The sequence below is a fragment of the Prochlorococcus marinus str. GP2 genome (assembly GCF_000759885.1).
GTDB classification, from domain to species: Bacteria; Cyanobacteriota; Cyanobacteriia; order PCC-6307; family Cyanobiaceae; genus Prochlorococcus_A; species Prochlorococcus_A marinus_J.
Map to the genome: position 1 here is coordinate 71,511 of NZ_JNAH01000002.1, position 13,861 is coordinate 85,371.

The 13,861-nt window shown below is 32.3% G+C and carries 13 protein-coding genes; 8 read left to right on the plus strand and 5 right to left on the minus strand.

Annotated elements, in window-relative coordinates:
* The 3 genes from EU91_RS07890 to EU91_RS07880 are packed head-to-tail and all read left to right on the plus strand — an operon-like array spanning nt 1 to nt 2,819.
* Nucleotides 1–765: a metal ABC transporter ATP-binding protein gene (locus EU91_RS07890; RefSeq protein WP_032523731.1), complete on the plus strand. Its 765-nt coding sequence runs from the start codon at nt 1–3 to the stop codon at nt 763–765.
* 12 nt (nt 766–777) lie between these two features.
* Nucleotides 778–1,650, plus strand: coding sequence for a metal ABC transporter permease (locus tag EU91_RS07885; RefSeq protein WP_032523732.1), 873 nt, complete (start codon nt 778–780; stop codon nt 1,648–1,650).
* The gene (locus EU91_RS07880) at nt 1,647–2,819 is read left to right on the plus strand and encodes a DUF4336 domain-containing protein (protein ID WP_032523733.1); all 1,173 of its coding nucleotides are present in this window, start codon (nt 1,647–1,649) and stop codon (nt 2,817–2,819) included. The genes EU91_RS07885 and EU91_RS07880 overlap by 4 nt, the downstream gene beginning before the upstream one ends.
* Nucleotides 2,820–2,825: 6 nt before the next feature.
* Here the strand turns inward: EU91_RS07880 and EU91_RS07875 are convergent, their stop codons facing one another.
* Complete coding sequence (locus EU91_RS07875) at nt 2,826–3,161, minus strand: DUF760 domain-containing protein (protein WP_002807143.1); 336 nt, start codon at nt 3,159–3,161, stop codon at nt 2,826–2,828.
* A gap of 45 nt (nt 3,162–3,206) precedes the next feature.
* Entirely contained in the window at nt 3,207–3,791 is a 585-nt protein-coding gene (lepB, locus tag EU91_RS07870; protein WP_032523734.1) for a signal peptidase I, read from the minus strand.
* A 50-nt stretch (nt 3,792–3,841) separates the two neighbouring features.
* Here lepB and menD point away from each other — a divergent pair, with 50 nt between their 5' ends.
* The 4 genes from menD to EU91_RS07850 are packed head-to-tail and all read left to right on the plus strand — an operon-like array spanning nt 3,842 to nt 9,371.
* The gene (gene menD / locus EU91_RS07865) at nt 3,842–5,605 is read left to right on the plus strand and encodes a 2-succinyl-5-enolpyruvyl-6-hydroxy-3-cyclohexene-1-carboxylic-acid synthase (RefSeq protein WP_032523735.1); all 1,764 of its coding nucleotides are present in this window, start codon (nt 3,842–3,844) and stop codon (nt 5,603–5,605) included.
* 35 nt (nt 5,606–5,640) lie between these two features.
* Nucleotides 5,641–6,498, plus strand: coding sequence for a 1,4-dihydroxy-2-naphthoyl-CoA synthase (gene menB, locus EU91_RS07860; RefSeq protein WP_032523736.1), 858 nt, complete (start codon nt 5,641–5,643; stop codon nt 6,496–6,498).
* A 35-nt stretch (nt 6,499–6,533) separates the two neighbouring features.
* Nucleotides 6,534–7,985 carry a glycogen synthase GlgA gene (gene glgA / locus EU91_RS07855; RefSeq protein ID WP_032523737.1) on the plus strand — a complete coding sequence of 484 codons (1,452 nt, stop codon included), beginning with the start codon at nt 6,534–6,536 and terminating at the stop codon, nt 7,983–7,985.
* Between the two features lie 12 nt (nt 7,986–7,997).
* Nucleotides 7,998–9,371 (plus strand): UDP-N-acetylmuramoyl-tripeptide--D-alanyl-D-alanine ligase, encoded by a 1,374-nt coding sequence (locus tag EU91_RS07850; RefSeq protein ID WP_032523738.1) that lies wholly within the window; start codon nt 7,998–8,000, stop codon nt 9,369–9,371.
* Nucleotide 9,372: 1 nt separating this feature from the next.
* Here EU91_RS07850 and glmU read toward each other — a convergent pair whose 3' ends face one another.
* From glmU to aroA, 3 genes are read right to left on the minus strand one after another with little or no spacing between them, the layout of a single operon-like run.
* Nucleotides 9,373–10,722 carry a bifunctional UDP-N-acetylglucosamine diphosphorylase/glucosamine-1-phosphate N-acetyltransferase GlmU gene (glmU, locus tag EU91_RS07845; RefSeq protein WP_032523739.1) on the minus strand — a complete coding sequence of 450 codons (1,350 nt, stop codon included), beginning with the start codon at nt 10,720–10,722 and terminating at the stop codon, nt 9,373–9,375.
* Between the two features lie 25 nt (nt 10,723–10,747).
* On the minus strand, nt 10,748–11,653 hold the full coding sequence (locus EU91_RS07840) for a tRNA (5-methylaminomethyl-2-thiouridine)(34)-methyltransferase MnmD (protein ID WP_032523740.1): 906 nt from the start codon (nt 11,651–11,653) through the stop codon (nt 10,748–10,750).
* 12 nt (nt 11,654–11,665) lie between these two features.
* Nucleotides 11,666–12,982 (minus strand): 3-phosphoshikimate 1-carboxyvinyltransferase, encoded by a 1,317-nt coding sequence (gene aroA, locus EU91_RS07835; protein WP_193741576.1) that lies wholly within the window; start codon nt 12,980–12,982, stop codon nt 11,666–11,668.
* A 128-nt stretch (nt 12,983–13,110) separates the two neighbouring features.
* Between aroA and EU91_RS07830 the strand changes: the two genes are divergently transcribed.
* A complete protein-coding gene (locus tag EU91_RS07830; protein WP_032523742.1) occupies nt 13,111–13,839 on the plus strand; it encodes a 2-phosphosulfolactate phosphatase family protein in 729 nt (242 codons plus the stop codon).
* Nucleotides 13,840–13,861: the final 22 nt, after the last annotated feature.

Consider the following 13,861-nt stretch of genomic DNA (forward strand, 5'->3'; position numbering starts at 1 on the left):
ATGGAAACAATCAATTATCAAAACTTTAGGATTGATGCGGAGAATATTTGCGTAGATTACAACGGTAAGGTGGCTTTGTATGATGCCAATTTAAGATTGAAACCTGGCCAGATTTGTGGGTTAGTAGGGATGAACGGGGCTGGTAAAACAACTTTTTTTAATGCTTTAACAGGCTTTGTAAATATTTCAAAGGGAAAAATCAGAATAAATGGGGAGTCTGTAAGATCTGCTCAAAAAGATCAGACAATTGCTTATGTGCCTCAAAATGAGGGAATTGATAGTCAATTTCCAATAAGTGTTTGGGATGTAGTGATGATGGGAAGATATGGTTCGATGAATATTTTTAGGTGTCCTAGAGAGTCTGATATTCAGGCGGTTAAAGATGCTATTGAGAGGGTTGATCTTACTGATCATTTATCTACACCTATTGGAAACTTATCTGGAGGACAGAGAAAACGAACTTTTTTAGCTAGAGCAATTGCGCAAAGAGCGTCAATATTACTTCTTGATGAGCCTTTTTCAGGTGTTGATATAAGAACTGAGAAACTTATCTCAGAATTATTTATTCAATTTAAAAATGAGGGTAAAACTATATTATTATCTACGCACGATATGATGCATGTCCGTGAATTTTGTGATTTGGTTCTTTTAATAAATAAAACTGTTGTAGCTTATGGCGAAACCTCTGAAGTGTTTACCCCTGAAAATATTACAACCACTTTTGGGGGGATCTCACCTGATTTCTTGTTTGGACCTGAATCCTAAATTTTAAATTATATGGAGCTCTATTCTTTTTTAAATTTAGATTCATTTATAACAGATCCTTTAACTCATGACTTTATGAGAAAAGCACTTCTCATGAGTTCATTAGTCGCAGCTGTTTGTGGTTTTCTGTCAAGTTATTTGACTCTTAAAGGATGGGCTTTAATGGGAGATGCAGTGTCACATTCAGTAATGCCTGGTGTTGTGGTTGCTTATGCATTAGGTCTTCCTTTCTCATTAGGGGCATTTATTTTCGGAGTTGGTTCTGTAGCATTGATAGGGTTTATTAAGCAGAAATCTAGAGTTAAGGAAGATACTGTTATAGGGTTGGTATTTACTGGATTTTTCGCTCTTGGAATCGTATTGGTTTCTAAGATTAAAAGTAATATTGATCTGCACTCTATTCTTTTTGGTAGTCCATTAGGAATATCTCTTTCAGATGTAAAACAAACTATATTCATTTCTTTATTGGTAGTAATCCTTTTATCAATTTTTAGAAAAGATTTAATGCTTTATTGTTTTGATCCTAGGCATGCAAAAACAGTTGGGATTAATGTATCTTTTCTTCATTATTTACTTCTCACATGCTTATCTTTGGCAGCTGTTGTGGGCTTGCAGTCTGTTGGAATTATTTTGGTGGTTGCAATGTTGATTACACCAGGTGCTACAGCATATTTACTTACGGATAAGTTTGATAATATGACGGTAATTTCAGTATTAAGTGCAATTATCTCAAGCCTAATAGGAATTTATGTTAGTTTTTGGTTTGATCTTGAAACAGGTGGATCAATTGTCTTAGCACAAACTTTTATATTTTTATTTGCTTTTTTATTCGCTCCAAGATACGGAATATTTAAGTTAAAGAAATTATTTTCTGGGTATAAATGATAGTGCAGGAAGAAACTATAAATAAAAAGTGGAATTGGTGGCCATTATTCCCTTTATATCCTTATGGGAAAAAGAAAACAATTTTAAGAGAATTAATTCCTAATCAAATTTGGTCTTTGGAACAAATACAGGGACTTTATTATGTTGCGGTTCCAATAAGAATGACTGTAATAAAGGTTGATAATGGATTGATGCTAATAAATCCATTGCCTCCGACAAAAGAATTAATAAATGAGTTAGAAAAATTAATTGCGATTCACGGTAAAGTTAAAACAATAATTCTACCGAGTGCCTCTGGCCTAGAACATAAAATCGGACTGCCAGCTCTTTCAAGAGTTTTTAAAGATGCAGAAATTTGGCTTTGTCCTGGACAATGGAGTTTTCCCATAAATCTACCACTAGATTTTTTAGGAATTCCATCAAAAAGATCAAGAGTACTGTTTGAGGAAGGTACTCCACATACAAACTCCTTTAAATGGTCTTCATTAGGCCCACTGAATTTAGGACTAGGAAGATATCAGGAGATAAGCTGTTTCCATTATTCTACGAAAACTCTTCATGTAACAGACGCAATAGTTGGAATAGATTCCACACCACCTGAGATATTTAATTTTGATCCAACTCCACTTCTTTTCCATTCTAGAGAAAGAGGAGATGAACCTTTGATTGACTCCATCGAACAAAGAAAAAAAGGATGGAAAAGGTTAGTCTTATTTTCATCTTTTTTGAAACCAGGTAAATTAAATATTCCACCTTTAAAAAAAATATTTAAGTATTCATTCAAAAAAGATCTTAGAAATTGGAGATCTCATTTTGGAATTTATCCCTTTTTGTGGGACGAAGATTGGGAATCCTCTCTTGTTGAAATAATGGGTAAAGATACTCCTAAGATTCAAATTGCACCAGTTTTACAGAAATTAATTTTTCCGCGTTCAAAAGAAGTTTTACTTAAATGGTTAGAAAATATCAAGTCTTTTGAAGATATGGAATATTTAATTCCAGCTCATTTTACGGCACCTATAAAATTTACAATAGAAGATTGTCAAAAATTAATTAATGAAATTAATTCCCAAAAGTGGGATAAACTTCCTGAGGATAATAAATTTTTAATGGGCTTATATAAAAAGTTGTTTGAACTAGGAATAATTCCTGAAGAAGTAAATCTTTAAAAAATATTATTCCTCAATAGACATGTTTTCATCATTTTTAAGAGTTTGTTCCAGCTCTTTTCTTTGCTCCATTTGTCTTAAGAAATATCCTGTCATCATTGCAGAGGATAATAAATTAGCAATGTTGTCTTTTGAAGATGTAATTTTTACATCAAATTGATCTGAAGGAAGCATTCCAAGAAGACCTTGAACATTATGTCTAATAATTTCTTGAATATCTTCACTAGCTGATTTTGCTACTCTTTGCAAAACTTCTGGAGATTGTTTTTGTAAATATTGGATTAAATCATTTTCCTCGTTTGGATCATTATTTTCAGTAGCGAGAAATTCTGGATTAAACATTTCTACAACTTCAAGATATAAAAACCCTACAACATCACGTACCCATTAATCTAAATTATTAAGGGCAGGGAACCGAATAGGTCCAATTTTATTAAACGGCCAATATCTAAAAATAGCTTTACCTATAACCTTTTCATAGGGTAAAAATCCCCAAATATGTGAGTCCATACTATTATTTCTATTATCTCCCATCACCCATAATGACTCTTCAGGGACAATAAAAGGTCCTACAGAATAATTGATATTATTGTCAAAAACGTAATTTTTTTGAGCGATATCATTTAGGTAAAGGTTACCGTCTCTTACTTCTACCTTGTCTCCAGGTACTCCAATTACTCTTTTTATTAGTGCAGTATCTGCTTCATAACCAGCATTAATTAATTCTTCTGGTACGTTAAAAACAACTATTTTATTTTTTAATTTTGAAAGATTTGATTTGGATGTGATTTTGGGGGTTACCTTCTCAACAAGAATTTTATCTTGTATTTGAAGAGTTGGGAGCATTGAACCGGATGGGATCCATCTTGGCTCTATAACCTGCCATCGTATAATTAAAGCTATAGATATCCAGATTAAAAGATTTTTTAAATCCTTTAGTATTGAATTTCGTTTTTCTTGAGTTGTAGACATGTTTTATTTAATTCAGTTATAAGGAAAATCTCAAAGCATTTATATTAATTATGACATCATCTATTGAATGCAAAAATTTTCTTAGAAGTTTACAACTTTTGAATCTTCTTATAAAAATAGGAGTTCAAAATTTAATACTTTGTCCTGGTAGTAGATCAGCACCTTTAGCAATAGCTGCTGGAGAATTAAATAAATTAGGACTGGTAAATATTTTTAATTCAATAGATGAGAGATCGGCGGGATTCCACTCTCTTGGAATTTCATCTGCATCAGGTAATCTTTCTTTAGTTATTACAACTTCTGGGACTGCCGTGAGTAACTTATTGCCAGCAGCTGTTGAGGCAGACCGATCTTGTAAAGGTATTATATTTCTTACCGCAGATAGACCCTTAAAATTAAAAGATTGTGGCGCTAATCAAACGGTAAATCAAGAAGATTTTTTGAGTTCGGTCTGCAGAAGGGTTTTAAGTACAAATCTAAATGGACTTCATGAAACACAAGAAAATGAAATATTGAATTTAGTTCGAATTACTGAGAAACAAATATCAACATTCCCTGGTCCTATTCATTTAAATATTCCTATTGAAAAGCCTTTAAATATTTCATCTTTGAATAAAAAAAATGTTTTAAAGGTTTTTGAGAGAATTTATTTGAAGAAAAAATATATTTTTCATGAAGTTGAGATAATGTCTGATAAAAACAAATTCATAGAAATTTCAAAAAAGTTAAATTTAGATGAATCCGGCATTATTTTGGTAGGTCCCTATCAAGGTTCCATAAATGATTTACCTTCTTTCAATAAATCTTTAAAAAGATTACAAGAAATTACAGGTTGGCCAGTATTTGCTGATCCTATTTCAGGAGTTTATTCTGATTTGAGAGGGTTAGTTGTAAATTGGGAATTAGTCTTAAGAAAAAATAATAGTTCTATAAATTGTCATCAACTTTTGAGGCTTGGCCCTATGTCATCCTCAATTGATTTGGAGAAGTTTTTAATAAACTTCGACGGGATACAAATTCTTATAAAAGAAAAAAACTATAGAAAATTGGACCCTATAAAAAAATCATTTGAATATGATTCTGGGCTATCAAATTTTACTACTCTATTGTTAGAAGAATTATCAATTAACAAAAAAAACAAAAAGGCTCTTACTCCAGTGGCTCAAGATCTTATAGAGGAAGGAGAGCAAATTAAAGAAATTTTAAAAGAGAAAATTTCTCAAGATAATCAAATTACTGAGTATATGCTTGCAAATCTTGTTCCAAAAATTTGGCCAGCTGAAAATCCTATAATGCTTTCCGCGAGTAGTCCGATTAGAGATTGGCTTACATTTTCTGAGAATGGTACTTTAACAAGAAATTGTTTCAGCTTTAGAGGGGCTTCTGGCATAGACGGTACTTTATCTCTTGCATTAGGTATTTCTAGAATTAAAAGTCCTCTACTTCTTGTGACTGGAGATTTGGCTTTTATTCATGATATAAACGGTTGGCTGATTGAAAATTCAATCGACACAAATTTAACAATTCTTCTGATAAATAATAATGGCGGAAATATATTTAATCGTATTTATCGAGAAAATTTAAAAGAAGATGAATTAAAAAAACTTTTTCTTATGCCAAAAGAAATAAACTGGCCAAAACTCGCAGATGGCTATCAAGTAAACTTTAAAAGTGTGACAAATTTTAAAAAATTACGAGAGGCATTCGATTGGAGCATTTCCATACAGAAATCTGTAATAATTAAAGTTGATATTGATCCAGAAAATGAAATTAATGAAAAAAATGCCCTGCTAGAAAAAATAATTGGCAGTTAAATTTATCATTTTCTATCTTTAAAAAATTAGTTTTCATGAAAGTATTACCTGGTAAAACAACTTTAAATTGGTCAGAATGTAAATCTTATGAGGATATATTGTTTCACAAATCAGATGAGGGAATTGCGAGAATTGCAATTAATCGGCCTGAAAAAAGAAATGCATTTAGGCCACAAACTGTAGATGAACTTATTAATGCATTTAGTATTGTAAGAAATGATGAAACTATAGGCGTAGTACTCTTTACAGGTGCGGGACCTGATAAGAAAGGTATTTATTCTTTTTGCTCTGGAGGTGATCAGAGTGTAAGAGGTGAAAATGGATATAAAAATGATGAAGGGAAGCAGAGATTAAATGTACTTGAACTTCAAAGATTAATAAGAAGTTTGCCTAAAGTGGTTATTGCCTTAGTTCCTGGTTTTGCAATTGGAGGTGGCCAGGTGCTTCATTTGATTTGTGATCTCAGTATCGCCTCTGAAAATGCAATATTCGGTCAAACAGGTCCAAGAGTCGGTAGTTTTGACGCGGGTTTTGGATCAAGTTATTTAGCAAGACTTGTTGGTCAAAGAAAAGCAAAAGAAATTTGGTTTTTATGTAGAAAATATGATTCTAAGGAAGCTCTTAAGATGGGCTTGATAAATGCAATTACAAAGATTGAAGAATTAGAAGCTGAGGGTGTAATCTGGGCAAGAGAGATCTTACGAAATAGTCCTACTGCTATTCGTATTCTTAAAGCTTCATTCAATGCGGAAAATGATGGGATTGCGGGTATTCAAGAATTATCTGGATACACAACTCAATTATTCTATTCGACAGAAGAAGCTCAAGAAGGTAGAGATGCCTTTCTTGAAAAGCGTCCACCAGACTTTTCTGACTATAAGTGGACACCCTAGTTTATTTTTCAAAAGAACTTTTTAAATAATTATCAATGAGAATTCTTCTTGCCGCTGCTGAATGTGCTCCAATGATTAAAGTTGGAGGTATGGGAGATGTGGTTGGTTCGTTACCTCCATCTTTGATAAAACTTGGTCACGATGTAAGGGTGATAATTCCAGGATATGGAAAATTGTGGAGTCTTTTGGAGGTGTCGAATGAACCAGTCTTTAGAGCAAATACAATGGGTACTGATTTCGCCGTATATGAAGCAAAACATCCCATTCATAATTATGTGATTTACCTAGTGGGGCATCCAACATTTGACTCTGACCAAATATACGGAGGCGAAAATGAGGATTGGCGCTTTACATTTTTTGCTAGTGCTACTGCAGAATTCGCCTGGAATTGTTGGAAACCTCAAGTTCTTCATTGCCATGATTGGCACACTGGAATGATTCCTGTGTGGATGCATCAGGACCCTGAAATTAGTACTGTCTTCACAATTCATAATTTAAAATACCAAGGCCCTTGGAGATGGAAACTTGAAAAAATGACTTGGTGTCCTTGGTATATGCATGGAGACCACACAATGGCTGCGGCAATGTTGTACGCAGATAGGGTCAATGCAGTTTCTCCGACTTATGCAGATGAAATTAAAACTCATGAATACGGGGAAAGCCTTGAAGGATTACTTAATTACATTTCAGGTAAATTAAGGGGAATTCTTAATGGCATAGATCTTGATGAATGGAATCCAGCCAAAGATCCAATTTTACCTGCAAAATTTAGTATTAAGAATTTAGAAAATAGACTAGAAAATAAAAAAATTCTGCAGAGAGAAATGGGTCTCGAGGTAAATCCTAAAAAATATCTTTTAGGTATGGTAAGTAGGTTAGTTGATCAGAAAGGTGTTGACTTACTTCTACAAGTTTCAAGAAGACTTTTAGCATATACAGACTCGCAAATAGTTGTTTTAGGGACTGGTGATAGATATTTAGAGTCAGGATTATGGCAACTTGCACTAGATTACCCAGGAAGATTTTCTGTATTTCTTACCTATGATGATTCTTTGTCAAGACTTATATATGGTGGCTCTGATGCATTTTTAATGCCAAGTAGATTCGAACCTTGTGGTATTAGTCAACTACTTGCTATGAGGTATGGTTCTATTCCAATAGTAAGGCGAGTAGGAGGTTTAGTTGATACAGTTTTACCTCATGATCCAGAAAATAATAGTGGTACAGGTTTTTGCTTTGATCGCTTTGAGCCTATAGATTTCTATACATCTTTAGTAAGGTCTTGGGAGGCTTTTAGGCATAAAGATAGTTGGGAATTATTACAAAAAAGAGCAATGAGCCAAGAGTTTAGTTGGCAAAGATCTGCACTCGAATACGAAATTATGTATAAAGATGTTTGTGGAATAAAAGAACCATCTCCAGATTTTGCTGAAGTTGAAAAGTTCTCTTACGGACAATCAGCTGATCCATCTTTAAAAAAAGTATGACTTAATTATTTAATGGAATTCTCTTTATCAGAATTAAACAATGTTTTGGGGGATATTCAAAATCTAAGCGAGAGGAAAAGAGATTTTTATAATTTTAAAAATATAAGTATTGATAGTAGAACTTTACTAAAAAATGATCTTTTTATAGCTATAAAGGGTAAAAATTTTGACGGACATAGTTTTCTTCCAGAGGTTTTAGATAAAGGAGTTAAATCAGTAGTAATTAAAAAAGGGATGCAGAAATTACTTCCTAGTGATTTTCCTTATTGGGTTGTAAAAGATACATTAGAAGCATTTCAGAAATTAGCATTGCTAAAAAGAAAAAAATTAAATATCCCTGTTGTTGCGATAACTGGTTCAGTTGGTAAAACAACAACAAAAGAAATGATTGGTGGAGTTTTAAATAAACTTGGAAGAATTAAATTATCTCATGCAAATTTTAATAATGAGATCGGAGTTGGGCTTTCTATTTTTGCTACAGATATTGAAGATAAAGTTTTAGTTCTTGAGATGGGGATGAGGGGTCTTGGACAGATCGAGAATTTATCTAAATTTAGTGAACCCGATATAGCAGTTATTACTAATATTGGCACAGCTCATATTGGTTTGTTAGGCTCGAAAAAAAATATTACTTATGCAAAGTGTGAAATTAGTAAGTTCTTAAATCCCAAAGGAGTTGTAATAATTCCAGCAAATGATCCATTTCTAGAGATAACTTTAAAAGAATTTTGGAAAGGTAGAGTGAAAAAAGTAAGACTATTAAATATAGAAAATCGAAAGGAGAGTTTTAAGAAAGTTGATTATTTGTGTGGATTTTATAATCCTTTGAATAAAACAATTTTAATTGAAGAAAATACCTTTGAAATTTCATTAGAGGGATTTCATAATGCTTCAAATTTCTTATATGCTTATGCAGTTGCTAAAGAGCTAGGGATTGATTTTGAGAGTTTCAATAAATTTAATTTCGTAAGTTTAGGTGGAAGGAATAAAATTCTTAAATCAGTAAAAACAACAATATATGATGAATCATATAATGCTTCGCCAGAGTCAGTAAAAGCATGTATTAAAAACCTGCTTGAAAAACCGAGAAATAAATTTTTCATATTTGGAAGTATGCAAGAATTGGGAGATGAATCTGAAAAATATCATAAAGAGATATTCAAATTAGTTAATAATTCAGACATAGAAAAATGTTTATTTATTTGCGATAAAAAAAATGAAAAAATTTACACCAATTATCTAAAAGATAATAAAAAATTTTTAGTTTTAAATAATATTAAAGATGTACCTAAAGAGATAAACAAATCTACAAAAAAAGGTGATTCTATTCTTATAAAAGGAAGCAGATGTTGGCAGCTTGAGAAAATTATTGAATTAATTAATTAGATCAAGATTTTTTTCTTTCCCAATTTTCTATATTAACTTGTTTAGTTCTTGAGATTGCTAATGAATTATCTTTGGAGTCTTTGGTGATAACTGAACCGGCACCTGTTGTTACTGATTCCCCAAGATTTATTGGCGCAACAAAAACTGTATTTGCACCAATACTGGAATTTTTACCAATTTTTGTTTGATGTTTTTTCTGACCATCAAAATTTGCAGTAATAGTACCCGCTCCTATATTAGTAGATCTTCCAATAATAGAATCGCCAATATAACTTAAATGGTTTACTTTAGATTCCTCCTCTAGTTGACTATTTTTGATTTCAACAAAATTACCTATTTTGCTAAAGGAAGATATTTTGGAGTTTGGTCTTATATGACTATATGGACCAATTTTAATATAATCCATTATCTGAGAGTCATAAACAGTAGAGTTTGAAATTTCACAATGTAATCCCACATTAGAATTCTCAATAAAAGTATTTGGTCCAATAATGCAATGATTATTTATTTTGGCATTGCCTCTTATATGAGTATTAGCCTCTATAGTTACATCCTTACCAATTTCGGCTTCTTCACTAATTGAGCAACTTGCTTTATTTACAAAAGTTACACCATTAAGCATATGCTTTTCTTTAATTGAATTCTGAATATTTTCCTCGCATTTTGATAGTTGAATTCTGTTATTAATTCCCTGAAGCTCTCCATTATCCTCTACCTCGAGGCTTAAGGAATTCTTTAGCAAAGATACTGTATCTGTTAAGTAAATTTCTTTTTGATTATTATTGCTTTGCAAAGTATTAATTATTTCTGACAAGTTACCCCAGTTAAAACAGTAAATACCTGCATTTATTAAAGGATTTTCTCGTTCTAAATCATTGCAATCTTTTTCTTCAACAATTCTCTCTATAAAATCCCCCTTTAAAAAAACTCTGCCATACCCATGAGGATTTGTTTTCTTTGTAGTAATTAAAGAAACATCAGCATTTTTTGAATTGTGTAAATATAAAAGCTTTTTTAGAGTACTAGGCCTAATGAGTGGCACATCACCGTTAAGTACCAAAAGTTTTCCTTCGTGTTTTTTTACTTCTCTACAAAGTACTTGGATAGCATGACCGGTTCCTGATTGAGGTTCTTGAATAATAATATGGATTTTTTTATCATTTGGAATCGACTTTTGTACTTCTTTTGATTTGTGTCCTGTAATTACAAAGATTTGATCAGGTTTTAATTCAACACATGAATCAATTACCCTTTGTAGAAGACTTTTGCCAGAAATCTTATGTAAAACTTTTGGCAATGAGCTTTCCATCCTAGTGCCCTTGCCTGCCGCTAAGATCGCAACACTTAACATGTTTTTTAAAAATACTTATTTAAATCTAACTCTTGAGGGATAACTTCGTCATTCCCCACTTTTCTCTCCATTTATTTGTAGATAATAAATTTGATAATAATTGCTCATCTAATCTTTTCTTGATTATATGGTCCTTACTTGAGTTTAAATCTTGATCTCTATATGGAATACTAGCTTTAGTTAAGAGATGTTCCTCTTCCATCAAAGATAGCTTTTCAAAATTGAAATTGGGTTTCAATTTATTCTTGTCAAATTTTGATATTGCGACAGTTCCCTGACTCCAAAAAGTTTTGTTATTAAAACTTGGTTTAATAGTGAAAATCTCTAATCCAAGATTTCTTAAAGTTTTTCTTACTGCCGCTGAAGAAGAATAAGTTATTAAATAACCCTGAGAATTGAGTTTTTCTGAAACTTTAGATAAAAATTCAATTGTCCATACTTGTGGGCATTTTTGAGGAGAAAACCCATCTAAATAAATTAGATCGAATTTAATTGATGAAGGAATAATGGTGATTTTTTTTCTAGCATCTCCCCATAAAAGATTACATTTAAAAAATTGATCCTCAAAGTAATCTTTTCGATACAATGATTTAAATATTGTTTTGACTTTTGGAGCCCATAATTTCAGAAAAGATTCATTTCTAAGCGAATATTCAAGAGGTTTTTTATCAATCTCCAAAGCATACAAATTTAAATACGATTTTTGTTTAATTAATTCATTTATTAAAGAAGCGGAATTGTATCCTAAACCAAAACATATATCCAAAACATTAAGAGATTTACCCTTAAATCTTTCCAAATTAGAAGTATCTATAAACTTTGATTTTGTCTCCTCAAATGCTCCTAATATGCTATGAAAATTCTCTTGAAAAAATACACTTCTTAATGAGTAACTCCCGTCCTTTGTTAAAACTTCAATTAATTCAGACAAAAACTTTTTAAGTTAGATAATAAGTTTGGCAAGGTCTTCCCAAAAATTAGGATACGATACGCTAGCAGCATCTGCCCTCATGATTTTTGAGGTACCTTTGGCAAGAAGTGAAGCAATTGCAAGACTCATTGCTACTCGATGATCTGTCTCGCTGTCAACCTCTGCAGAATTAAATTTTGATTGACCATTAATAATAAGCCCATCCTCTTTTTCTTTTATTTCAGCACCGAATTTTTGTAACTGTCTTGCCATTACTTTTAATCGATCAGTTTCCTTAACTCTTAATTCTTGAGCATCCTTAATTTTAGAAACTCCATTACAAAAACATGCAGCCACAGTAAGGATAGGAATTTCATCTATCAGTTTTGGGAGAATATCACCTTCAATAGTAAATGATCTTAAATTATTTGCAGTTTTTACTTTAATAGATCCAATAGGTTCTCCTGCAACAGTCGATTTATCTAAAATCTGATAATCGCACCCCATTGAATCCATTACATTTAAAATCCCTGTTCTAGTGGGATTTAATCCGACATTCTGAATTAAAATCTCTGAATCTGGAACAATAGATGCTGCAATCATCCAAAAGGAAGCAGAGCTTATGTCTCCAGGGATTAATATTCTCTGCCCAATTAAGTTGCCTCCTGACTTTATAACTACATTCCTCCCAAACTCTCCTCTAATGCTTATCTGTGCTCCAAATGCTTTTAACATTCTTTCGGTATGATCTCTTGAGGATGCTGGTTCAATAACAGTAGTGGTCCCAGAAGCTTTAAGGCCTGCTAATAATATTGCAGATTTTACTTGAGCACTTGCTACAGGCGTTCCAATGACACATCCTTTAAGTTTATTTCCATTAATTGAGATTGGGGCTTTATTTCCTCTTTCCCTACCAAAAATCTTACCCCCCATTGAAGATAATGGTTTACCCACTCTTCCCATTGGCCTCTCATTAAGAGAATTATCCCCCGTTAAAATAAAATTCTTACCTTCTTGACCGGCAAGTAACCCCATTAATAACCTCATAGTGGTTCCCGAATTCCCGCAATTAAGAATTTCTTTAGGCTCTTTTATTCCATCAAGACCCAGGCCTGAAATCGTAAAAGACTCACCTTTTTTTATTTCTGGTATATTTGCACCTAATTTCCTAAGGCAATCAGCAGTTGAAAGTGGATCTTCAGAATGTAAAAATCCCTCAATAGTAGTCTTACCCTCAGCAATACTTCCTAATATCAAAGCTCTATGTGAGATAGATTTATCTCCAGGTACTTTTATTTTTCCTTGTAAATTACTTCCACCTTTGATTGTGCGGATATTATTCATTTTCAAATTAGTACTTTCTAAAAGTTTTTCATAAATACAAATTAGATATATATTATCAATAAGTTTGTTTTTAAAAAAAAATTATTCAAACTAAGTAACTGTTTTCTATAATAAAAACAGAAAAGGATACGGCCATTAATCTTACTTATTATCACGTTGCAGATGATGTTCCAGAAATAAGTCTCGATATTGCAGTGGTTATTGATGTTTTAAGAGCTACGACCACAATTTCTTGGGCTTTAAAAAATGGAGCTGACTCTATACAAGTTTTTGCAGATTTAGAATTATTGAAAGAATCAGCAATTAATTGGCAAGCTGACAAGAGACTATTACTTGGAGAAAGAGGCGGGAATAAAATTGAGGGATTTGATTTAGGAAATTCTCCTTTGTCAGTAACAAAAAAAGTTGTATGCGGTAAAAGATTATTTATGAGTACCACAAATGGGACTAAATCATTACAAAAAGTTCAAAATGCAAGGCATCTATTTGCTATGGGACTGCCAAATAGGAAAGCAGTTGCCGAAAAAATCATTTCATTAAAATGTGAAAATGTTTTAATACTTGGTAGTGGTTGGGAAGGCTCATATTCACTTGAGGATTCTCTAGCTGCTGGTGCTTTGGCCTCATACTTGCAAGATAACTGTGATTTTGAAGTCAATATTCTTAATGACGAATTACAGGCTTCTTTGGCACTTTGGGATTCTTGGAAAAATGATATTTTGAAATGTTTAAAAACAGCAACTCATGGGAAAAGATTGACAAGTCTTGGAGATTATGAGGATGATTTTAGATGTTGTTCTGAACTTGATTGCTTAGATATTGTTCCTGCTCAAGTTGAAAGAGGTGTGATTCGTGCCTCATGATTTACGAATTGGTTCATTAGGA